Here is a 24,153-nt window from a genome sequence, read left to right on the forward strand (position 1 = left end):
TCAAAAAATCCGGCCCGTATCCAAACGGGCCATCTTGCAAAGTCTTTTTCGTTTCACTTATTTCACGTAGCGTGCAGTCACCATTTTTTTACGTGTATAGAACTCCACACCGTCGGTTCCATTTGCATGAAGATCACCATAGAATGAATCTTTATATCCAGAGAATGGGAAGAATGCCATAGGTGCTGGAACACCCACGTTAATGCCCAACATCCCGGCATGTACCGTTTCACGGAATTGGCGTACATCAGCAGCACTGTCCGTATATAGGCAAGCCCCGTTAGCCAGTGCTGAAGCATTGGCTATCTCAACGGCTTCCGTTAAATCTTTAGCACGGACAACGGAGAGCACTGGTGCAAAAATTTCATCTTGCCAGATTTTCATTTCCTGTGTGACATGATCAAAAATCGTCGCCCCTAGGTAATATCCATTGCCGCTTGCTGCCTCATCTTTACGGCCATCACGTACAAGTGTCGCACCTTGAGCTATACCTGATTCGATGTAATCGATGGTCCTCTTTTTAGCTCCTTCCCGGATCACCGGACCAAGAAAAACTCCGTCATCCAGACCATTACCGATCGTAATGGCATCTGCTGCCTGTTTCAATTTTCCAACTAGCTCGTCCGCTACACTTTCTTCTACGACAACAACCGCAGCGGCCATGCAACGCTCACCGGCAGACCCAAAAGCCGCACTTGTTATTTCCTTGGCTGTCATATCAAGATTTGCATCTTTCAAGACAATCGAGTGATTCTTCGCTCCCGCAAGAGCCTGCACGCGCTTCAAGTTAGCCGTGCCTGTTTTATACACATATTCTGCAACTGGCTGTGAACCGACGAAGGAGATAGCTTTCACATCTTTATGCTCCAGAAGCCCATTAACCACATCATGTGCTCCATTAACAATGTTCAGTACTCCTTTAGGAAGACCTGCTTCCTCAAACAGTTCAACAATGCGTGCTGCAAGCAATGGTGTACGTTCAGATGGCTTTAACACGAATGTATTGCCACATGCGATCGCAAGCGGGAACATCCAGCAAGGGACCATCATAGGAAAGTTAAAAGGGGTGATGCCGCCGATTACACCGATTGGGTAACGGTACATACCCGATTCAATGTTTGTCGCGATATCCGGAAGCTGCTTGCCCATCATCAGTGTAGGTGCACCCGCAGCAAACTCGACACACTCGATGCCCCGCTGTACTTCACCAATAGATTCCGATAGGCTTTTACCATTTTCGATAGTGATCAGTTTAGCAAGTTCTTCCCAATTTTCCACAAGGAGCTGCTGATATTTGAACAATATTCGAGCCCTTTTCGGGACAGCAACCTGCGACCACTTTTTAAAAGCCTCATCCGCCACTTGAACCGCACGATCCACATCTTCCCTAGTTGAAAGTGGCACCTCGGCAATCGCCTCACCAGTTGCAGGGTTAAACACAATTTCCGTTTCCTTTGAAGTGGACTCAATCCACTTACCATTTATATAGTTTTTTAATTTTTTCACCTCATGTGTTACTGAAGACATGTTTTTTCCTCCTAAAAATAAAGTTTTTTGTTGATCATCAAGGCCAGCATAAGTATCGTCGTCAAATGAAATCGATTTCATTTGACTATAGAAAAAATCCATCCATGTTTCTTTCTAGGATCAATCAATTGGATTTCTAGCTCAATCCAAATATCAAAGCCTGTTAATCTGGTAATGAAATCGATTTCATTTCTTTCAGGAGGTCCACCTGAAGAAAAGGTAAGGATCGATCCACTCCCACTTATGTTGTAGCTTGTACACAATCTTGATTCGATGAAATCGATTTCATTTACTTTATAAGGAAATACTACAATGAAATTTTTTCCCTGTAAACACTTTTTTTTGGATTTTTTATAATATTCTCTCTTCTTCGCACTTCAAAACATTGATGGATATGGAAATAGGCTTGAATATTTAATAAAAACATCTCCAGGGGTTCTTAAAAACTAACCAATACTTTATCGATATCTATTAATGGTATTTTGGTATATTAATATTTCTAAGCTCAATTGACTTTATCATAGGAATTCCAGCTAACCTAAGAACAACATCCCTATTTATTTCATATGTGTAAACTTTTCAGACTAACTTCCTACTCCCCTTTTCTTTACAGTTCCATGAATATCTCCATTTTAATGAAAATAAAAGATATTTTACTATATCAACAGAATTGGAATTACATATATCCTATTTTGAGATGAATTCATAAAAAAAAGAGGCACCCATAATGGGAGCCTGAATTTTAGTGAAGGTAAGCTATTGTATGTGAACGGTCATCATTCCGCATCCCTTTGCGACGCGGTAGTTGAGAAATGGGATATTCCACCCAGTATGTTAACTTTTCTAATGTACGGAATCTAAAAAAAGGCTAGTCCGTTATTTCACTGCCTTTTTAATAGCCTTCACTTCATATAATGATCCTTCCGAACTGACGATATATTCAGGCTTTGGTCTCCCAAGGTTTGCTTTAAGGCCTGCGATATGGGCCTCACTCTTTTCCCACTGCTTCCAATGTGCCTCCGACTCCCAATTGATCATAATGATGACCTCTTCATCGCCGCGTCGCACTTTTTTCACGATCACACTTAAATCGATGAACCCCTCCTGCTTTTCAATGATCCCTTCCCCACTGAACCGTTTTACTACTTGTTCTGCATTTCCTTCTTTTACAACCATTTTTCTCATCTGAACGAACAATATGAACAACTCCAATCGATATACTAATAATGAATCATTTTAGTCGATAACGATTCTCATTGTTAATTATTGTACCTTTGTCTTGGGACCTCAGAACTCTAAATCCCAAAAACAAAATAAAAAATGAATCAGGAAGTCATGCAGATCTTCCTGACCCATTTTTTATTGTCATTCACCTTTTATCTTTAAGACTTTTGGGAACATAGTCATTCAGTTTGTTAAATAAAGAAGTAATGTAGGAGTTGAGTTCAAATCGATCCTCCTGAACAAATTCAATTAACGACACTCCATCCTTTTTCATATCTTTTCCCCCTTTTAGTTATTCTCCCGGTGCATGAACATTTCAGCCACTAATACCTGTGTATCCCGCCATTAGTCCACTTACATCTACTCTCCATCGTTTTCTTTATTTGATTATACAAGAAAGCGCTTACAATGTAAAATATTATAATACTATAGATTGCTATTTAATTAGAATGTTCCAGTTATATAAAGCTTCATCTTCATCATATTTAAGTTATCAAACTGTGCTGGCTTTTAGGTGTACTTTCAATATCATTACTACTTGTCTTGTTCACAGTGTATGAAATTTCATGAAATGCCTTTCAATATTTCAGTTAAACGAAGGAACTCTTCCTTATCACGATTTCTTAATGAGTCATCGATTTCTTTTTCAATTTGTGCTTTCCGATAATCACTAAGGGCCTTTTTTAAAACCATTTCAGCCATCTCTTCAGGTTCAAGCGATGTTCCTGGCAATTGCTTCTCCATACGAAACCAACTCCTTAACCTTTTTTCTATTATACTAAATAACTCGGAGATTATTATTATTTCTTGAAATCTTATCCTTTCGTCTTTTTCATTTCCTTATCCACATGATTTCCACTTTGCCACTCTTCTATACATAAAAAATACTAAATCTTATGAGATTAATTCTCCTCCTTAGTTAAAACTCTTTCATTTTATCCGGGAAGATCAAATCGTATTTCCGTTACTTTAGAATGAATTATATTCCAATACAGGTGATGAAAGCTAAGTTATTCGTTTCATTTTTTCAGAAAAATCAGAAATATATTGACCAGCATGGATAAGCCCTCTAAAATAATCTAAATAATCCAGTTTTTTACTTATATTCCTTAACCATCTTTTTTGTTCATTTCAGCTTTATTTATTGCTGTAAACAATTTTGATGAAAAACTACGCATTAAAGGAGCATTTCCATGAAAAAAAGCCGAGTTCTTTTCGCTAGTTTAGCTGGTTCCGTTATTGAGTGGTATGATTTCTATTTATACGGGACAGCAACAGGCCTAGTTTTTACAACTCTATTCTTTCCCAATCATGATCCTGCGATTTCACTTCTTCTCGCCTTTGTCACTTTCGGGGCTGGTTACGCTGCCCGTCCAATCGGAAGTATCCTATTCGGGCATATGGGTGATCGCATCGGACGGAAGGCAGCACTCATGTTCACCCTTATTGGTATGGGAGGGAGTTCAATGCTTATCGGTGTTCTGCCCACATATGCCCAGGTTGGGTTGGCCGCCCCCGCCATCTTGGTGGTGCTGAGGTTGATTCAAGGAATTTCCTTGGGGGGTGAATGGGGCGGAGCCATCCTATTGGCAACGGAATCTGCTCCAAAGGGTGTCCGTGGGTTATATGGATCCATTCCCCAACTGGGGGTCCCCATCGGTTTGGTTGCCGGTTCATTCAGCCTAACCCTTATCAGTTCCTTGACTACCGATGCCCAATTTTCAGCTTGGGGTTGGCGAATTCCATTCCTTTTAAGCGGTGTACTGATTGCATTGGCAATCTGGGTAAGGAGTGGCATTGAAGAAACGCCGGAATTCCAGCAGCAGAAAGATAGCGGTGATCTTGCGAAAGTTCCCATTATTGAAACGTTGAAACACGATTGGAGAAGTGTGCTGCAAGTGATCGGACTAAAAATTGGGGACGGGTTCTTCAATGTATTCATCATGTCCTATGTTCTCGTCTTTACTACACTGTATTTTGGTTATTCCAAAGATTCAGCCCTTACCGGTTTAACGATTGGCTGCGCTACAATGCTAATTACCATTCCTGTCATTGGTTACATTTCAGATTTCATCAATCGAAAAATCATCTATTTTGGGGGCCTGATTCTCCTTTTCATCTCGGCCATCCCATATTTCACAATGATTGGGCGTGGGGTCGGCTGGTTCTACATTATGCAGGCAGTTGTACTCGGCGTCATCTGGGGAGCCATTTTTTCTACACAAGGGACATTATTCTCGGAGCTCTTTCCAGCCAAGGTCCGTTATACTGGATTATCTGTCGGTTATCAGGTCGCGGCAGCATTTGCAGGCTTCGGTCCGCTCATCTGGACTGCCATGGCTGAATCATATGGCCCATCCCCTTTGGTATTTGGCGGATTCATGATGGCAGGTCTCGCAATTTCCCTGGCGCTTTGTATATTATCACCGCATTTCAGCAGAAGGATGGAAAAGGATCAAACACTCAAACCACATGAGCTGGATTTGAACTGATTATAAAATCTCTGGCATGAGTAAAAACAGAGGCTGCACGTCCTATCAATCGGACGAGCGGCCTCTGTTTTTTAGCCATATAACTTGCTATATTTCCTTACTTCCTACAATCTCCAAAAGATCAGAAAGCGTCCGGATTTCATATGTGGGCTTGATTCCCAGATTATTATCCTTTTGATGGGGATTGTACCAGCATGTATCCATTCCATAATTCAAACCGCCCTGTATATCTGATGTCAAGGAGTCACCCACCATCAACGCTTTCGATTTATCCGTGATCTTTAACTTGGAAAATGCATAATCAAAAATCCCTCTATCAGGCTTCTGAAACCCAGCCTCTTGGGAAATTATCAAAGTCTCAAAGGTATTGCAAAGGGGTGACCCCCCGATTCTTGCTGTCTGCACTGTCGTGAAGCCATTTGTTATAATAGCCAGCCGGCATCCTCCAAGCTTCTCGCAAACCTCTAAAGCCCCGGGCAGGAGATGTATTTCCTTTCCCAAATGTCCAAGGTACGAACAGCTGAATGCATCCGCATCAATATCAAGCCCATGCTTCAGGAACAGTCGCTTGAACCTTTCCACTCCCAGATTTGTTAAATCAATACGCCCCTGTTCCAAGTCCCTCCATAATACCTGGCTGATTTCTTGGTAGCATCCCGCATAATCCTCCGCCCCTGTGGGCAAACCGAACTCCAAGAAGACTTCATGCAGTGCTTTTTTTTCCGATATCCCAAAGTCTAGCAATGTATCATCAACATCAAATAAGATAATCTCGTATTTCATCGCTGCCTCCATAATCATTTTAGTCCAACTTAACACATTTCCTTAAGTTACGTATTAATTATGCAAATTCATGGTTGAAAACTACAAAAAGGATAGCTTTTAAAGGCTATCCTTGGAGTACTGTGAGGACTTAATGAATAAATAGGTACCATGAAAATGAAAATGACAATGTTTGTCTATCCTTAAACAGTCCATTTGCCCCCAACCGATATGCTTGTTATTCGTTGCTAGTGATCGATGTTGAATGGTAAACACTTATATTCCAATTCATACGAGCTTCCATTGTAAATCGCGACTTCTTCTTGTTTAAATCACTTAGCTATTAAATTCAGGTACGAACAGAAAATAAGAGACTTCCCCTTTGCGGAAAGTCTCTTACTTTTAAGAAGATCCTACTATTTTTTCGCCTCTCGGCTTTGTACTATTTGAATCTGGTTCTCTTGTGATGCCAATTTGATTGAATTTATCATTAATGGACAGTTTGTATGTCAATGATCCTGTGCCGGCTTCATCAGGCTTGAAGGTTCCTGCGTTTGTCCGTTTTCCATCTTTCAGCAACCACACCTGATACACCTCGGACTCTTGAAGGCTAGGCAAATTCTGAATCTGTACGATTAACCTTCTTTCTTCACCTTGCTGCAAAATGTATGCAGCACCGTCCGTATTCATATTTACAGCGGTCTTATCGGCAGGCTGCAAAGATAGCGACGTTTTAACCTCCATTGGCAGATTCATAGCTGCAAGTTCTTTTTTCAGTTGAATATTGGAATATAACAGCACAAACGCCAAAACCAGTGCGGCCAACAAGAGACCTGAAGTTACTGGTGTAAACTGCTTAAAGAAAAAACTACTCCAATTCTTTTCCCTTCTCACCGGAACTTCATCATCCGTCTCAAAGACAAAATTCATAACCTCTGATTTCAGGGAAGAAGAAGGTTCTATTTCTTCGAAATCCCATTTCAATGAATTCCAGGCTTCTGTCATTTGTTCATACTCCCTAGTGCATTCAGAGCAGTGCATTAAGTGTTCCGTGAATGCCTTTTTTTCTTTTTCTCCCAGTTCACCCGATAAAAATGAAAGTAGGTTAGCGCACTCTGTATTCATTTACAAACCACCTACTTCCAAATACTTTTTCAACAATTTAAGTGACTGATGAAGTCTGCTCTTGATGGTACCAATCGGTTCATTTTCAATTTTGGCAATTTCCGTTAACGAGTACCCTTTCCAATACAGTAAATCAATCAGCCTTTTTTGCGGCTTGCTTAACTTACTTTTTGCATTGGCAATTTCACTGTGTAATAGCCCATTTTCTATATCATTATTAGGATCTTCCATGTCTATTGGATGGCTCATGTCCATGTGTTTGTTATTCCGGATATGAACGCTGTCTTTACGGACATAATCCACACACACATTTCGTGTAACGGTCAAAAGCCAGCTTACAAAGTGCCCCTTTTCGGAATTGTAACTGCTTTTTGTGGTCCAGAGCTTTAAAAAGACCAACTGCACAATCTCCTTCGTTTTTTCAGCATTTCCATTTGTGAACTTAAAAATATAACCATAAATTAATTTAATATGCCGGTCATAAAGTTCTTCCAGAGCAGGACGATGCTTTTTCATTACTAATGCCATCAATTCCTTATCAAGTTTTTCTTTCAATCGCACCTGCAACTCCTCACAAGTAAATTTGGAAAAAACGTATAACAGGAACGACCATCAGTGGTCGTCCCTTTTTTCTTATTTTGGAAAAACCGTCTTGTTATTTACAATATACCAAACATTTTTCACACCTTCGCCATTGACATCTCCCTCTGCCTTATCATTCACAAAATAGTAGAGTGGAAATCCTTTGTAGGTTACCTGCTCTTCCCCTGTATCTTCTCTTTTAATGGTTCCAAAGTCTTTTTCCTCAAATCCTTTAGGGACAGCAAAATCCCTTTCCATGAACGGCGGCCATTTTTTGAAACAATCATCCATGCAATTGCTTTTTCCTGACTTATCATTCTTGAAAAAGTAAAGTGTCATTCCCTTGGAATCAGCCAGGTATTCGCCTGTTGTTTCACTTTCCAATAATTTTAGGGTTTCTGCTTTTTCATCGGCAGTACCATTAACCACTTGATCATTTTGGGGTGAATCATCAGCTTCATTTCCACATGCCGCCAAAACTAAGACCATCATAAAAACTGAAAATACCATCCACTTTTTCATATACTCTCACTCCTCATAAATTTTACTTCCATCCCCATTTTTGAAATATTTGATGGGATTCTTCCGTTTTAAGATAATCAATGAATTGTTTTGCTTTTTTCTTGTTTTCACTCTTACTTGTTATGCTTACCGGGGTCCCTCTATAGAGCTTGTCTTCCTCAGGAAGTTGAACCAGGTCCGTCACATCCGCCAGACGGTAATGCCAGGATTCATATGTAACCCAGGCGTCCAATTTAGAATTTGCCTTCCATAGATCGATAGCTTCTGCACTGGACTTCACTGAAATGTCAATATTCCTGCTAATTCCAGGGATCAACCCTTTTCTCCCAGCCAAATCTTCCCATAGCCCCAGTTGCCCGGCTCCATTAACATCTACAATCTTTACGCCCTTCTTCGTTAAATCCTCAAATGACTGTATATTCTTTGGGTTTCCTTTTCTAACCAGAATTCCAGCTGACCGTGCATACAACTCTGTACGTTTTTTTTCATCAAGGACCTCCGGGTGATCATGCATGAATTGAGTCAGCATATACTCGGACCCTCCGTAAATGATATCCGCATCCTGTTTGGCTTGATCAAACCATTTTTCTTCGGGTCCCGCTGTAACTTCAACTTTTATCCCCGTTTCTTTGGTGAATCGTTCCGCCACTTCCTTGATAGGTCCAAGAGGGCCACCTGGACCGTATACTTTTACGACATCGTTAATAGCTTGCCCCCGTTTCGAACCCATTTCCGGTGAAAATCCTAACAAGACTGCCATCAATGATATCCACCCGACAAAAATGACCTTTTTCAAGTCTTTCTTCTCTCCCTTCTAAAAAGCCTTTGTACTATAGATAACGGGACAAACTTCCAAACGGTTTGAAAAAATTGCTAATTATTTTTAACTTGCTGCAAAATACATCTGTGATCTCCATTTTTAACTCTTTCTCTCAACAAAAAAACCATTCGAAAACGGAATGGTTGCAGACTGTAGACAAACACCATAATAATTGAGTCTTTCTACATTTTATAAGTTTTTAAATTTGGCCGTTGATTGGAACCTAGGACCCTCGGCGCCATTGCGTCTGCGGGTTCTCCCATGGAAGCGCTTTTCTAAGCAAGGGGTCTCATACCTTTCAATCAACTTTGTTTTAACATTAAGATAGAGCTCCTTTTGCCTATTTTCATGCCCATACTTTTTTCAAGCATCTTCAATCAAAGAATTGGAAGAAAAAGTTTAGCTTGAATTGCTTCCCTTTTTCTGTCTTTTTCTTTTCCCAATCACAGCAATCACCAACAATAACAGAGGTATAATCGTTTGCATCAAAACTCCATGAAAAGGGAAGGCGATGACATCATATCGACTGACATCCATAGAGCTAGGATACGACCAAAAGCTGAATTCTACAATCAATATCCCTATCGGCCATACAACAGGACGATAGTCGGAGAGATTCAGCCACTGCGCGGTACCTAAAGCAGACGCATAATAAAACACGGAAATTTTGACAAACGCTCCTACTATCCATACGGCCATGATGGCGGACTCCAAATGTTCAAAAAAGTCGGCCAAACTGATGTACCGAGATACATTCATCACGGGATAATTCTTTGTTGATGTTGTTGACCCGAGTATAAAAAGAACCATAAGATTCACCACAATTAACGTAATCATCACGGCAAAAACAGACATCATCCCGGATTTCATCCCTTTTTTCATATCGGTTAAAAAAGGGAGGAGAAAAATCATCAGAAAAAACTCGCTGAACCATCCACCCGGTACAATCGAGCCCTTGATTGGAGGCATAATTCCATTCCCCAATATCGGGAATATATTCTTAAATTCAAGATCAGGGCCCAGGAGGACGATTAAAATGAGGATTGGAAAGATAAAAACGGGAACCAACAATTGGGCAGCTCTCCCCATCACCTCTATCCCTCCGCGTACGATAAAGGCACAAAGGAGTACCATCAATGCCATGATCACGCTAATCGGGGTTTTGACCAGAAAAGAGTCGACAATGAATTCCCCGTAACTTCTTAGGATCTGCCCTGTGATCGGGATATAAAAAAACAAGAATAAAAAACCGAGAATTTTCCCCGGAATCCGACCAATTATCTGTTCACTGAATTGGATAACCGTTTGTTTCGGATAAAGTTTGTGAAGTTTATAAGTGATATACACCGTCGCATACCCGATGAGAGACGCCAAAATGGGGGAAAGCCATAAATCAGTTTTAGCATATTTCGCTGTGATGCTTGGAACACCGAGAACAGCCGTTGCCACAATCGTTGGATACATCAAGAATGCCATTTGTAAAGCTGAAATTTTTCCTTTCTCCATCATCTTCCTCCTTTCTGTAATGGTATGGAAATTTGAAATCACGCAATCCACCGATAGATTTTCTTTAAACCCCTCAAACGGCTAAAAAAAGAGATGCAATCCATTCAGTTGGTCCTGCCCTCTGCGCGAGTCCGAACATAGATAGCACCTTATCGATAAACGCCAAGTCAGCCGGTTTCGGTTTCTTTACGATTTCTTTCCCTTACAACAGCAATCACCAACAATAACAGAGGAATGATCGTTTGCATCAAAATTCCTTGTAAAGGGAAGACGTTGATATCATTACGGCTAACATCTATCGAGTTAGGCAACGACCAAAGACTAAATACAACAATCAAAATCCCAACCGGCCATACAACAGGCCGATAGTCGGAGAGATTCAGCCACTGCGCTGTACCCAAGGCAGATACATAATAAAACACGGAAATTTTCACAAACGCTCCTACTATCCATACCGCCATGACGGCGGACTCCACATGTTCAAAAAAGTCGGCAAAACTGATGGACCGAGATGCATTCATCAAGGGGTAAAGTTTTGTGGATGTTGTTGACCCAAGTACAAAAAGAACCATGAGATTCACCACAATTAACGTCATCATCACGGCAAACACAGTCATCATCCCGGATTTCATCCCTTTTTTCATATCCGCTAAAAAAGGAAGGAGAAAAATGATCAGGAAAAACTCGCTGAACCATCCCCCCGGTACAATCGCACCCTTGATTGGAGGCATCATTCCATCCGCCAATACCGGGAATATATTCTTGACTTCAAGATCAGGAATCAGCAAAAGGATTACGATAATGATTGGAAAAATGAAAACCGGTAAAAACAATTCGGCAGCTCTTCCCAACACCTCAATCCCACCGCGTACGATAAATGCACAGAGGAGAGCCATCGATGCCATGATCACACTAATCGGGGTACGTACCAGAAAAGAGCCGATAACAAATTCTGCGTAGCCTCTAAGGATTAGCCCCGCGTTCTGGATATAAAAAAACAAGAATAAAAAACCGAGAATTTTCCCCGGAATCCGACCAATGATCTGTTCACTGAATTGGATTACCGTTTGTTTTGGATAAAGTTTGTGCAGTTTATAAGCGATATACACCGTCAGATATCCTATGAGCGCAGCAAAAATGGGGGACAGCCATAAATCAGTTTTGGCATATTTCGCTGTGATGCTGGGAACCCCGAGAATAGCCGTTGCCACAATCGCGGGATACAACATGAATGCCATCTGCAGAGACGAAATTTTCCCTTTCTCCATCTGCTTCCTCCTTTCTTAATAGAATGAAATTAATCCCGCAACACCCACTAATAGACTCACTTTTCCATAAACTCTCCAAATGGCCTGAAAAGAGTTTCCACCCATTGAGTTGGCCCTGACATCTGTGGGAGGTTGAACATGGACAGAACCAAGCCAGTGAGGAGCAGTGTAACAAATGCCACTTTATCTTTTTTAGGATTTTGTTTCATTTTCGGCCATTCATACAAAATGATTAAAGCTACGATCACGGTTGTACAAATAAAAGCCCCCCATCTCACTTGTCCTTCACCTCATTTTCAGACAACCCCGCCGGTTTGTTTATATAGCCCTGTCTTCGAATATGGGCCGCAACATCGACTTCCACTTCCATTTCCGCGAATATCTCATCCCAGTGGTTATCTACCTTATTAAACTGTTTAGGATATTTCCTATAGAAATCTTTACCCAACCCTAAAATGTCCGCTTTCTTATGCTGAATATGCAGAAAAGCCATCTCGATGCGTTTTTCTATATCTTTTTGATAGGCTCGTTCTGCAGCTTTTAGAGACTTAGGATTTGAAAGGTTCAAATTCGTTCCATTTTGTATAACAGCTCCATCTGTATTTATTTTCACTAATAACTTCCATTTTTCATTGATAATTTGCGGAATGATCTTGACTTTGGCTGTCACTGGACTTAAAGATATTTTCCCTTTCACCCCTTTGGGTTGGAAGGTCACGGTGTATGATTCCACTTCATCCCTTAACCACAATAGCCCTCTGGTTTCCTTTTCAGTCATCGTCCCAGTCATTTTATCTTTTTTGAACACGGCTGTCCCGACAATGTAAGGAATTCCCTGTAATTTCGTTTGCCCTTTCGCTGGCGGCAATATTTTAACGATTGGAATTGCGGCCGCTTGAGGCCTACCGGTTAACATTTCATCTAAATCCTGCATTGTGACCAGCATCCCAATATGTAAATCAGATAGTTCTCTCAACACTTCCCCTGAATAGTTTTCCAGGGGCGGCAAAGATTCAAGGATAGGCTTTGCATCCCCTTTGCTGACATACATATTTGCTTTCTCTCTCGGCTGCGGATGGCGCAGCAAAAAATCAAGTTGCTCTTGAATTCCTTTTTTCGCTAACTTTTCACCGAATACAAATACTTTACAATGTCCCCAAAATATTCTTCGCGGAAGCTTGCTTTGAAGCTTAGACAATGCATCTGAAATATTGGCGCCTTTTTCAGATCTCACCAATGTCGTAACCCCACTCCCCCCTTGACTGGACCCTCCTTGACCTCCTCCGCTACTTATTGAACTTGGAATAAAGACCTGGACGGATAGTTCGATTTGATCATTATCCTTCTTATCGATGGCGGCTGCTGTGACAACCGCCAAATCAGTGATTTCCACTCGATCCCAACAACCGCTTAGAAAAGGGGTCGTTCCACAAATACCGAGCAAAAGAAGGACGCTTTTCATGAAATGACGCCTTTTTCCTTTCTCCAATATCCTTTTTCGCCTCCAGCTATTATTCACTCCGTTTCACTCCCCCTTTTTGGATTTGGTTTCTGTTCCGGGGCTTGACGGTATACATTAGAATCCCCTGTGAGACGCGGGCGTGAATCCATCATCCACCAAGGGGCTCTCCACAGCACATCTTTCAGCTCTTTACCTTTTAACGGTGCCAGTGGCGCTAAGTATGGAACGCCAAAGGAACGTAAGCTGCATAAGTGAATGACTATGGCGATGATCCCCATCATGATGCCAAGCAGTCCTAAGGTGCCGGCAAGCAGCATCATTGGAAAACGCAGCATCCGGAAAGCAATTCCGGCAATATAACGAGGCATCATAAAAGAAGCGATTCCCGTAATTGCAACCACAATGACCATTGGCGCTGAAACCAAGCCCGCTTGTACGGAAGCTTGACCAATCACTAGCGCTCCAACAATGCTGACGGCAGAACCTACCTGCTTCGGCAATCGAACCCCTGCCTCTCTTAGTGCTTCAAACGTAATTTCCATAGCCAATGCCTCTACTATTGCAGGAAAAGGGACCGATTCCCGTGATGCTGCTACGCTTAGCAGGAGGGCGGTTGGGACCGCCTCATGATGGAACGTCAAAATAGCAACATAAAGTGAAGGAAGCAAAAGAGATAATCCCATAAAAAAATAACGCAACCAACGGATAAAAGTGCCTGCCATAAAACGTTGAGCATAATCCTCTTGTGATTGAATCAAAGAAAAGAAGGATATTGGTGCAATTAAAGTAAATGGGGTTCCTTCTACAAGAATGACAGCTCGTCCCTCCAGCAAACTAGAACAGGCTACATCCGGCCGTTCTGTCGACATGATCTGAGGGAAAGGTGAAAACGGATTGTCCTCAATCATTTCCTCGATGTACTCGCTTTCTAAAATACCGTCTATTTTAATTCGTTCCAACCGAGTTGTAATCTCTTCAATCAGTGTTTTATCCGCAAGTCCATCAATATAAGCAATTGAAACATTCGTCCTGGTAAGAGTTCCGATCTTCATCGATTGTATTTTAAGGGCAGGACTTTTAATAATACGTCGCAATTGGGACGTATTTACCTCTAGCGATTCAATAAACCCCTCTCGTGACCCCCTAACTCCACTCTCTGCCACAGGTTCTTCAATCGCTCGCTTTTCCCATTTGGACAATCCTAAAGAAAATCCATCGCTTCCCCCTTCATATAGAAGGATCGGGTTTCCAGAGGAAATCGATTCAATGCAATCCGTCAACATATTCACTTTTACCACTTTAGGAACGGGCATTTTATGTTCAATAAACTCATTTAATGGTTGTGATTCTTTTGATGACTCTTGCATGAGTGGAGATAGCACATATTGCTCTATCGCTTCGATGTCTGAGAGTCCCGCAATGTAAATGAGCATCGCCCGCGTCTTTCCGAAAAGTAAGAACGAGCGGAACATGACATCCGAGCAATTATCATAAACAGAACGAAGTGTTTCTACATTTTGACTGAAATTCGCATCAAGTGAATCTGCAGGCTTGGAATCTAGGTAATCATTTTGCACCAGGGATTTTTTTTCCTTCTTTTTTCTTAACAATTTGCCAACATTACGAATCAAGCTGGTTACCCCCATCTTTTTGCAGGTCGCTCTAACTCCATTTTTCTATGTTTCTTCATTAAGGGTATTTTATACAGAAAATCCTGATTCCAGCATGAACTTAATTTTCATTTAAGCAGTTGATTAAAACGTAAACATTTGTGATATCCTGTTTGTAATTAATAACAAAGGGGTATATCAAAAAACCGAGACTACATATTAGTGAAAAATACTGTCTCTGTTTAAGTATGGATTTTGACCAATATATGCAAGACCATAAAGTAGGGGATATTTTTTAAAGGATGGATATTCGCTTTAAAATACCTCTGCTTTTTTATCTTTTTATAGAAGTTTCATGGGCAAACAGACTAAAACATTAGAAGATAAGGGAGATTCTATGTCATTCTTAATCACATTGCTCGGATTATTAGTTTCCACGATAATCGCTACAATATTAAATGCCATATGGACTCGTATTCCACTACCGATATATCAGATATCCATGGGAGCAGTGCTTTCATTATTGCCATTACAATTATCGTTGGATTTTCATTCAGAATTATTCATGATCTGTGTCATTGCACCGCTGCTCTTTACAGAAGGAAAAAATACGTCCCGTAAAGAAATGCTTGAATTGCGTAAGCCTATTCTGTTATTGGCCTTTGGGTTAGTATTTGTGACTGTTTTTGCAGGAGGTTTTTTCATCCACTGGTTAATACCCGATATGCCGATGGCTGTTGCTTTTGCTTTAGCAGCCACGATTACCCCTACGGATGCCGTAGCGGTACAATCGATTACAAAAGGATTGAAATTGCCCGGAAATATGATGCCCATCCTTGAAGGTGAATCACTTTTCAATGATGCTGCTGGAATCGTTGCTTTTAAAGTTGCCTTGGCAGCTGCCTTAACTGGAGTATTTTCTATAAAAGATGCTTCGCTTAATTTTATATTCGTAGCTTTAGGCGGTATCTTTATAGGTATCCTATTGGGTTATTTAATCGTTAAATTACGATTATTTTTACGGGTTCATGGACTTGAAGAAATCACCATGTCCATTGTTATTGAACTGATTACGCCTTTTGCCATATATATGGTAGCTGAAGAATTCCATGTATCCGGCATCTTGGCAGTGGTTGCTGCAGGTGTAATTCATGGCATCGAGCGGGACCGCCTTCAGAGTTCCACAACTAAACTGCAAATTGTATCAACTAATACATGGTCTGTATTAGGTTATGTTTTAAATGGACTTGTATTTGCTTTATTAGGATTCATGTTGCCGATTGTTTATCAGGAAATTGAGACCGGCTTAAATAGGGGTAATCTTTTTGGGATAAGTGTTTTGATTGTTCTTTTATTATTGGTGATCCGTTTTATTTGGGTATACATTCTGCATGATACTTTTACGAAAAACAGAGTGAATCCATTAGAGCAATTCATCATGTCAAGGGTTCATCCAGAAGATAGCCATGACACCGATGAGGAGAATGTTTCAAGATCACGATTTGCATTTTTGACATCCGTTAGCGGCATTCATGGAACCATTACATTAGCTACAGCTTTATCCATACCATATTTTATGCCGGATGACACTTTATTCCCGATGCGTAATACAGTCTTGTTTATCGCAGCTTGCGTTATATTGTTAAGCGTCATATTGGCTACGGTTCTCTTGCCATTACTGGTGAAGACACCGATTGAATTCAAAGATGAACGCCTAACCCCTGAGGAGGCTTATAAAATTGTTTTAAATAAAACGATCAATCAGCTGAGCAAAGAAGCAACCATCGATAATCAGAAAGCTGTCCATCAAGTGATGGAAGATTTAAATGATCAACTGATAGATTTGGAGCGGGGAATAACAAATAGACCGGATAATCGGACAATACGCGATTTAGTGGAGCTAGGTGCCAACAAGGAATTGGAGGTCGTTTCTGGATTAGTCGAAAAAGGGACTATATCTGAAACAGCCTTTGAACTTTATAAAGTATATATCTCAAGAACCTTAAATTATATGCAAAAATCTTCGCTGAAAAGGGCTTGGATCAATTTGCAGGCCATTCTTTTCAAGAAAAAGATCAATGTCAAATGGGATAAGAAATGGAAAGCGAAATTAGAGGACTCCATCGTTAAAAATGCTGACCTGATCCGGGAGTTCCGTAAAGCACAAAAAGAAGCTTCAAAGGAAGCTATTTCATTGATCAAACAACAAACTACAACTGAGAACCGTCATGAAGTCATGCTTGTCATTCAAAGATATAATCGTTATTTGAATCCATTCGGAACATTAAGTGAAAAAGAAGCAAATCGCTTTAAAGAGATGGTGAGTCATTTTCAGTTGAATGCGATGCAAATCGAACGTGATATCATTCAGCAAATGGTTGAAGATGAGCAAATATCCATGCAAACGGCGACTGAGCTTAGACAAAACTTAATCTATGATGAAATGCTCATGATACAAAATTGATAAAACATAATATAAAGCGACACCGTTCAAATAGGGAGCGGTGTCGTTTAAGTAAATAAACATTTAAATCTAACTGATCAATCCCTTGTACATCCCCCATCAATTCCCTCGCTTATCTAATCCATCATTCAATATCTTCACTTGATAGCGGAAGTAAAGATAGAAAATAACCCAGATGATCACATAAAATGGAATGAATATCCCAATGCCTATCGCTAACCCTTTTAAGCTGAATGGAATCCAGCCAACAAAGAAAGATAATAGGAAGTAAAGTATGCTGACAGTCAGGAAGTGCATAATGGTTTGAGATAATAGACTCCATTTTTCCATTTCAAACAAGATGGTCGCCGTGCTGAAGAACCAGCCACATAATAAGCAGCCAATCGCGTTTTTCACAAATATTTCACTGTCTAATGCAGTGGCCTCCCCAAATCCGATTACTACAAAACACGTCAGCACCATCACTAGTGCTCCAAAGCAAATCCCAGCAAAGCTACGGTATAATAGTGTTTTCATCATAATCCCTTCCTTTTCCATTGAAATGCTTTCTTGATTCCTTGAACATAGTGCCGAGAAACATATTCTTTTTCCCCTGATCGGAAATACACACATAAGGTCCCGTTGAAAGATGCCTCGAATCTGCTTAACTCATCCAAATTGACAATCACTGACTTGGACAATCGCACGAATTGATTACCGGGAAGGTCCCTTTCCAGTTCATATAATCGTTCTTTCATTTCGAAAGTCCCCTGTTTCGTCCGCACCATTATGGAATCTTGCTCTGTGAACAAACAGATAATTTCTTCTGCCCGGAAGACATGCTGCATTTCTTCTTTTCTACCAACAAAATACGGTCTTTTCCTCTCCTTCAAGCGATCCATCAGTTCCTGCACTTCCTCATTCCATTCGTGATTGCGGATAAGCACCTCTATCGCCTTGATCTCCTCATGTATCTCTACGTTTATTTTCATCTCTGCGACCTCCCTTTGCTTATATTGTAAGTATATTAATATCTTGATATTTCGCTTGTGATTTCCAGCTACATGCCACTTTATAGCGATAACATGCTTGAAATGGATAATCAGATACACTAAATAACCGTCCAAATAATTGGACGGCCCTTTGATATAAAATCTAATTCTGATTTTAAATGCGTTTATATTAATTAAGATCTCTCTTTGCTTGTAAAAGTACTTGGCATCACAACAGCGATAACCTCTCCACGGGCGCAAAGTTTATCGATGGCAAAAACCTCTGTTTCGATTCTCCATTTCTTAGGATGAATTTCATGAACCGTCCCAACGGCTATTAATGGCACATCATTTGGGGTTGGCTTTACGAACTCCACTTTCAGTGAAGCTGTCACGAACCTGGGAGGCTCCACTCCATCTCCAACTTCATGACCATTTTTACGATGCAATGCAATAGCAGCGGAACCTGTTCCATGACAATCAATTAAAGATGCAATCAAGCCGCCATAAACAAACCCTGGAATTGCGATATGCTCTGGACGTGGTGTATAAATTGTCCTTGTTTGCTCGCCTTGCCAACCCGTTCGAAAATGATGACCATCTTTGTTTAAGCGACCACATCCATAACACCATGCAAATGCATCTGGATAATCATCTTGAATCGCTTTTAGCACATTCCCCTCCATCAACTCTCCCCCTTTTTCAGAATATTATAACATCATTAAAGGATAATCGGTCTATTTGGATAATTGCTGAAAGATAGTTTTTTTGTCATTCCATGAATCTTTATTAAGCTTACGTCCAAGTTTTAATTTTCATGGAATAGTAAACTGACGCAGCTTTATACATACTGTGGAAATCGACAACATACATAAAAAGTTTGCAAGGATCCCTGCTCCTTCTCGATATAAATGCAAAGGCCCCTGTAAGCATGCAGCATTCAGGAGCTTTCCTTTGACTAATATATAGTTAAGAATTGTCTAGCATTGCATTGACTAATTGCAGGCTTACCTTCTTATTAAAAGTTAAGCCTTTTTCTTAAATCCCAATACTTGAATGTCATTTTACCCATTTTCGACTTCGAAAGTGAATCATATTTACGTCCAAGTGCTAGGTTTTGTTTTTCTAGCTTAGTAATTTGTTTAAGTTGAACGGTGTTCAGTTTTTTTAATTGCTTTACTTCTTTAACCAATTCTTTATTTTTCACTTTAATTTCATTGTTTTTATTATCGACAATTACCCGTTCTTTCATTGAAATTTCCACATCTTTTGGTTTTAATTTAGGATTGCCATAGGTTTCAAATCCTATGGTCTTTACATATGGCATGTTATTTTGAAAATTTTGTTCAAAGTTTCCATAACTTTTATGGATGTGGAAAAATGTATAACATCCAGCTTTTTCCGCTGAAATGATTTGACCATAACCAGACAGTTTAAACAGTTTTTCAACTCGTTTTATTTCTTCAGGTATGTTTTTGACAATATAGGTGAAAACTTCGTCAACATTAAACTCTGCAGGCAATTTTTTCACTTTTTTTGATGGTGTATGCTTATTCAGTTCATCAAAGTCATCTTCATCAATATAAAACATATCCGTACTTTCATTTACATAATCTGTAATACGTTTACTCCATAATAGTCCTTGCAGTTTTTTTATTGCTTCCGAAAATAAAAACTGTCTGCTAACTTGATACATTCGTTGTGCCGCAAACTCATATATATCCTTATTACATAGCGCTAATTTGACAGCGTCACGGAAATCCTTCTCTGTAACAGCATATAACGGGTAATCTTCGCCAAAAAGCTTTATATGCATTTCGGTTGGATTCATTATTACAGCCTTCCTTAAGATCCCATACTCCAATAGCTTTGTAGACAGTTCCAGACTGCTGTCCATTTCCACACTTCTCCAGGTTATCCCAATATCACTGTTCACGATTAATTGTTGGGCATTCTCCCTTGTCAATGCCCCGTACCATGTAAGCCCATCTGTATTTTTAAGGAGGTATGCCGCTTCTTCCTTAAACTGAGAATCATCCTTAACCCATTTGAATTTATCCCCCGCTACATCAAGTGATAGATTCGGAATCTCGCGTTTTAATTCTTTAAAAGCAGTAATGATGGGAATGGTCTTCCAATCCGGGTCGAATTTCCCTGTATATACAAGTTTGTTTTTTAACCGGGTTTGCCGTTCTGCTGATTCAACGTTCGGTATCATCGGGGTAAGCAGGGAAACTTTGTTTTTTTCTTTATTCAAATTAAGAATCTCAATGACAAATTCGCACATCTCTTCTGTTTGGCATAAGAAATACGCACACTGATCATATATATTTTTGATGCTCTCAAATTTTTCTTCATTAACATCCTGACCTATGTGAGTCAATCCTGTAGCATAAACTAATGTATTCTTTATGATATGCTTATGCTTTGCTATTTTTTCAACAGTCTCAATGCTTCTTACAAATAGCCAATCATATCCCTTTTGACTCCAATAATGAGAAATGAGCATTTCAGCTATATCAAAATCAATGACACCTTTTTTTACCCATTCATCATCGTTGGCTTCAAAAAAAGGATCAGCAAAAGGATTGAGAATGGTTATATTATCAAATTTCTCAAGAGGCTGAATTAAGATATCACGTTTGACCGGGCTAGCTAAAAGTAAGTCAACTTCGATGTTGGAATCTAAAGCAATTGTCGATGCTAAGGAAGATAAAAATACTGCAGATCCATCCATTGAATTCATGTCAATAAAGCCAAATAGAAGCACCTTCATTTTTCTGTTTTCAACTAGTTCATGTGAATTCAAAGTTTTCACTCCAATGACTGAAATCTGATATGAATTTTTATTTTTTTATTTGTTCTTTAATAGATGATTTAAGCGCAAGATATTTTAACGTGAATTTCCCTGCATATGTAACGTTGAATTTGTGTTCTAATAACTTAAGTCTTCGTATTTCTTTGTTAAGCTTAATATTTTCTTTTTGGGCCATCTTACTTTTTTCTAATTCTTCCCGCAGCATATTATTTTCTTTTGTAATATTCTCAATTATTTTTTGCTTTTCAGTGCCACTTCCCTCTATGAGCTCCAATGTCATGGACATCATGTCTTTCATTTGTAATTCAAGTTCCTCATACATAGTTTTCCAATATTCGTTTCGTTCGTCCATATTGAAAAAACTCCCCTCATTTAACCTTGGATAATCTCCAATTCTCTTTTAATAACAACATCTACCGCGCATTTTTCTCGAATCGACTGAGAAGCTTGTTTTGACACTCTTAAAAATACGTCCGAGTTGTAATATAAACGCTCTATTGCATCGGCAATTTCGATAGGGGACTCAGGTTTTGTTAGAAGGCCAGTAACGTCGTGTTTTACGAATTCCGGGATTGCCGTAATATCTGTTGAAATCGGCACTAGCCCACTCGACATTGCCTCACACATAGAAACCCCTTGAGAATCCAAACGGGTCGGGCAAAGGAAAATTCCATACTCCTTATGTAATGCAGCGATTTGCTCCTGAGATAGGAAACCTTTATGAATCGTTACATTCTCAAAATCCCGGATTGGCTCAACGGTTTGATCGAACAATTTTCCATCACCATAAAATGCAAATTCCAACTTATCGAAGTATGGTCTCTTCGATAGTTCCAACACCGCTTTCACCGATAAATCATTGGCGTATTTTCGTGAAGCGTATGGCCTGATTGAAAGGACTTTTGTCCGCTTTTCAACTGGCTTTTCCATAAATGAAAACAGATTGTCATCTATTACATTAGGAATGATTACTGAATTTTTCGATTCTGCTCTTGCGTCACATTCCGCAATATGTTCTTTGAACCATTTGGAAATATGAACAAATGTTGTATCCAATTCCTTCGTTTGATAAAACCAATTCATAAAAGAAAGCTGTTCTACATAATAGTCGTCCGACATTTCAAGTATCTTCCTCAAGCTTTCAGGGCTTTCAAGAAAATTAAACCATCTTCTATGCCATGCCTCCGTTTCAAATCCATGAATCCAGGTGATAATCGGTAAATCTGTGTTCGTTTCTTTTATCGCTTGTACCATTTTTGGATTAACAAAATGAATAAGCGCTTTTTTATGTACTTTATGATTTAAGAAAATGCGCAGATGCTGTTCAGCTCCTCGATAAACAGGCACATCTTCATACGTATACTTTTCTGCATTTTTATAGGCAGGATGCAAAACAAAGACATCAACCTTCAAACCCTCATCCAAATAAGCCTTGACTCTTCGGTGGATAAACCCATTCCGATATAACTGATCTTCATGTGGATAAGCATTCGTAATGATTACATATCTATCTTCTTCACTAAATGTAAGCTCATATAGATTTATAGATTCCTCCATTTTTGTTCACTCCTACTATTCAGTCATCTTCAATCAGCCTGCTACTTATCTGTAAATGAAGGATTTTTAGAAGACCCTTTTCCAATCACATTTAAAACCGTCAATCGATTATAACAAACATGTATTACTGAATATTGACATCAATATGAGAATTCTGTAAATAAAAGTAAAGTTCTCATGAACTTTTATATGTTTTCGTTAAATTTCAGTAATGACATAACCGGGAGGATCAGTATTCGTAGCAAAATAAAGAAGGACGATCCATTTACTGGAGTCGCCCTCTTACATATAAACTATTGTATTTTAAGTCAGCTAAAAGGAATTGGGAGTGTAGAGCATAAAACCCAAAGATTAGACTTGATTATTTTTTATATCCTTAATGGAGTTTATTGGTTTAGACACCAGTCAGTAAACTTTTTCTACCTTCAAGAATTATTAAGCATGTTTTTGTAAGAATAGAATAGAATCGAAAAAAGACCAATTTGCTGAAGAGAGTGATATAGATGGAACCAATTACCTTTAAAGCATATGCAATCACTAACGAAATTGATTTGAACAAAATCGCCATTCATTGCGGCATCCCTAAAAAATTCACCTGGGAAGAGCCTTTAATCCTTAAAGGCGTTATTCTAAGTTCCATCCTTAATAAAAATGTGGACGAATCGCAACAGGTGCTGGTTTTTTCCTTTGGCAGCATTGTCTTCATTAATTACTCACAAGCGGATGAGATTAAGGAATTTTCATCCTTTATCCATTCATTCGAGCCGGACATTGATCTCGCTAATGTAGATAGATATACAGACGATTACAGCCTTCACTTCAGTGAAACTGAAAACATCAATTTGACAGACGAATTTGTAGTTGTGCCTAAATATGAATTTTTCTACCCTGAATTAATTTCCACTATTCTCGCAAAATCGGTGGCACTAGAAAAAACCGAAGAACAACTCGGAAAAATTCACGACAAGCTCGAAGCCATGATAGACCGACTGGAAAAAGGCAAGCTGAGAATCGGCAATAAGGAACTAGCGAGGACGACGGCAAAAATCGTGCGTCACGAGTACAATACCCTAGCGTATATCATGATTCTGGATAAACCTGATATTACATGGACAAGCAGTATTGCCGGCGAATTTTATGACAGAATGCTTGATTTTTTTGAATTGAATGATCGGTATAAAATCTTGAAAAGTAAAACCGAAATTTTATATAACATTATGGATGGGTTTTCTAACATCAGCCATTCGATCAGGGGACTATTCGTTGAATGGATCATTGTGATTCTCATTGTCTTTGAGATCATTCTGACGATTTTAGAAATTGTAGGATGGATACCATGAATTCTGAACATATCGTATCCATATTAATATTATGGTGAAAATTCACCTGCATGGTAGGTTGGATGGAATGCCTTCCAAAAAATAAGCATCATTTAGATGCTTA

At 39.5% G+C, this 24,153-nt stretch carries 22 protein-coding genes; 3 read left to right on the plus strand and 19 right to left on the minus strand.

Going from position 1 to position 24,153, the window contains the following annotated elements:
- Positions 1-57: 57 nt before the first annotated feature.
- From ACFX4I_RS14465 to ACFX4I_RS14475, 3 genes are all read right to left on the minus strand, one after another.
- A complete protein-coding gene (locus tag ACFX4I_RS14465) occupies positions 58-1,527 on the minus strand; it encodes a CoA-acylating methylmalonate-semialdehyde dehydrogenase (RefSeq protein WP_309519475.1) in 1,470 nt (489 codons plus the stop codon).
- A gap of 876 nt (positions 1,528-2,403) precedes the next feature.
- A complete protein-coding gene (locus ACFX4I_RS14470; protein WP_377421425.1) occupies positions 2,404-2,724 on the minus strand; it encodes an antibiotic biosynthesis monooxygenase in 321 nt (106 codons plus the stop codon).
- 591 nt (positions 2,725-3,315) lie between these two features.
- Positions 3,316-3,495, minus strand: a complete 180-nt coding sequence (locus tag ACFX4I_RS14475) for an IDEAL domain-containing protein (protein WP_034315231.1) — start codon at positions 3,493-3,495, stop codon at positions 3,316-3,318.
- Between the two features lie 449 nt (positions 3,496-3,944).
- Here ACFX4I_RS14475 and ACFX4I_RS14480 point away from each other — a divergent pair, with 449 nt between their 5' ends.
- On the plus strand, positions 3,945-5,243 hold the full coding sequence (locus ACFX4I_RS14480) for an MFS transporter (RefSeq protein WP_377421427.1): 1,299 nt from the start codon (positions 3,945-3,947) through the stop codon (positions 5,241-5,243).
- Positions 5,244-5,330: 87 nt separating this feature from the next.
- Here ACFX4I_RS14480 and ACFX4I_RS14485 read toward each other — a convergent pair whose 3' ends face one another.
- The 10 genes from ACFX4I_RS14485 to ACFX4I_RS14530 form a co-directional block, all read right to left on the minus strand.
- Positions 5,331-6,026, minus strand: coding sequence for a YjjG family noncanonical pyrimidine nucleotidase (locus ACFX4I_RS14485; protein WP_377421429.1), 696 nt, complete (start codon positions 6,024-6,026; stop codon positions 5,331-5,333).
- A 381-nt stretch (positions 6,027-6,407) separates the two neighbouring features.
- On the minus strand, positions 6,408-7,130 hold the full coding sequence (locus tag ACFX4I_RS14490; protein WP_377421431.1) for an anti-sigma factor domain-containing protein: 723 nt from the start codon (positions 7,128-7,130) through the stop codon (positions 6,408-6,410).
- The gene (locus ACFX4I_RS14495; protein WP_377421433.1) at positions 7,131-7,685 is read right to left on the minus strand and encodes an RNA polymerase sigma factor; all 555 of its coding nucleotides are present in this window, start codon (positions 7,683-7,685) and stop codon (positions 7,131-7,133) included.
- Between the two features lie 78 nt (positions 7,686-7,763).
- A complete protein-coding gene (locus ACFX4I_RS14500; RefSeq protein WP_377421435.1) occupies positions 7,764-8,234 on the minus strand; it encodes a COG4315 family predicted lipoprotein in 471 nt (156 codons plus the stop codon).
- Positions 8,235-8,256: 22 nt separating this feature from the next.
- A complete protein-coding gene (locus ACFX4I_RS14505) occupies positions 8,257-9,030 on the minus strand; it encodes an extracellular solute-binding protein (RefSeq protein WP_377421436.1) in 774 nt (257 codons plus the stop codon).
- A 423-nt stretch (positions 9,031-9,453) separates the two neighbouring features.
- Positions 9,454-10,560, minus strand: a complete 1,107-nt coding sequence (locus tag ACFX4I_RS14510) for a GerAB/ArcD/ProY family transporter (protein WP_377421438.1) — start codon at positions 10,558-10,560, stop codon at positions 9,454-9,456.
- A 167-nt stretch (positions 10,561-10,727) separates the two neighbouring features.
- Entirely contained in the window at positions 10,728-11,828 is a 1,101-nt protein-coding gene (locus tag ACFX4I_RS14515; protein WP_377421440.1) for a GerAB/ArcD/ProY family transporter, read from the minus strand.
- A gap of 56 nt (positions 11,829-11,884) precedes the next feature.
- Positions 11,885-12,106 (minus strand): hypothetical protein, encoded by a 222-nt coding sequence (locus ACFX4I_RS14520; RefSeq protein ID WP_377421442.1) that lies wholly within the window; start codon positions 12,104-12,106, stop codon positions 11,885-11,887.
- A complete protein-coding gene (locus ACFX4I_RS14525) occupies positions 12,103-13,347 on the minus strand; it encodes a Ger(x)C family spore germination protein (protein WP_377421444.1) in 1,245 nt (414 codons plus the stop codon). The genes ACFX4I_RS14520 and ACFX4I_RS14525 overlap by 4 nt, the downstream gene beginning before the upstream one ends.
- On the minus strand, positions 13,344-14,936 hold the full coding sequence (locus ACFX4I_RS14530) for a spore germination protein (protein ID WP_377421446.1): 1,593 nt from the start codon (positions 14,934-14,936) through the stop codon (positions 13,344-13,346). Before ACFX4I_RS14530 ends, ACFX4I_RS14525 begins: the two co-directional genes overlap by 4 nt.
- Before the next feature lie 361 nt (positions 14,937-15,297).
- Here ACFX4I_RS14530 and ACFX4I_RS14535 point away from each other — a divergent pair, with 361 nt between their 5' ends.
- A complete protein-coding gene (locus ACFX4I_RS14535; RefSeq protein ID WP_377421448.1) occupies positions 15,298-17,364 on the plus strand; it encodes a Na+/H+ antiporter in 2,067 nt (688 codons plus the stop codon).
- 99 nt (positions 17,365-17,463) lie between these two features.
- On the opposite strand, the gene ACFX4I_RS14540 is transcribed toward ACFX4I_RS14535, so the two are convergent.
- The 6 genes from ACFX4I_RS14540 to ACFX4I_RS14565 all read right to left on the minus strand — a co-directional run bounded on the left by ACFX4I_RS14540 (position 17,464) and on the right by ACFX4I_RS14565 (position 22,710).
- On the minus strand, positions 17,464-17,880 hold the full coding sequence (locus tag ACFX4I_RS14540; protein WP_377421450.1) for a DUF3021 domain-containing protein: 417 nt from the start codon (positions 17,878-17,880) through the stop codon (positions 17,464-17,466).
- Positions 17,880-18,335, minus strand: coding sequence for a LytTR family DNA-binding domain-containing protein (locus tag ACFX4I_RS14545; protein ID WP_377421452.1), 456 nt, complete (start codon positions 18,333-18,335; stop codon positions 17,880-17,882). Before ACFX4I_RS14545 ends, ACFX4I_RS14540 begins: the two co-directional genes overlap by 1 nt.
- 194 nt (positions 18,336-18,529) lie before the next feature.
- The gene (locus tag ACFX4I_RS14550; RefSeq protein WP_377421454.1) at positions 18,530-19,021 is read right to left on the minus strand and encodes a PaaI family thioesterase; all 492 of its coding nucleotides are present in this window, start codon (positions 19,019-19,021) and stop codon (positions 18,530-18,532) included.
- A 332-nt stretch (positions 19,022-19,353) separates the two neighbouring features.
- Complete coding sequence (locus ACFX4I_RS14555) at positions 19,354-21,144, minus strand: glycosyltransferase family protein (RefSeq protein ID WP_377421456.1); 1,791 nt, start codon at positions 21,142-21,144, stop codon at positions 19,354-19,356.
- A gap of 37 nt (positions 21,145-21,181) precedes the next feature.
- Positions 21,182-21,505 (minus strand): hypothetical protein, encoded by a 324-nt coding sequence (locus ACFX4I_RS14560; protein ID WP_230303767.1) that lies wholly within the window; start codon positions 21,503-21,505, stop codon positions 21,182-21,184.
- 20 nt (positions 21,506-21,525) lie between these two features.
- Positions 21,526-22,710, minus strand: coding sequence for a glycosyltransferase family 4 protein (locus ACFX4I_RS14565; protein ID WP_377421458.1), 1,185 nt, complete (start codon positions 22,708-22,710; stop codon positions 21,526-21,528).
- 503 nt (positions 22,711-23,213) lie between these two features.
- Between ACFX4I_RS14565 and ACFX4I_RS14570 the strand changes: the two genes are divergently transcribed.
- Positions 23,214-24,050: an RMD1 family protein gene (locus ACFX4I_RS14570; RefSeq protein WP_377421460.1), complete on the plus strand. Its 837-nt coding sequence runs from the start codon at positions 23,214-23,216 to the stop codon at positions 24,048-24,050.
- Positions 24,051-24,153 lie beyond the last annotated feature (103 nt).

Source organism: Peribacillus sp. YIM B13472 (assembly GCF_042788005.1).
GTDB classification, from domain to species: domain Bacteria; phylum Bacillota; class Bacilli; order Bacillales; family DSM-1321; genus Peribacillus; species Peribacillus simplex_E.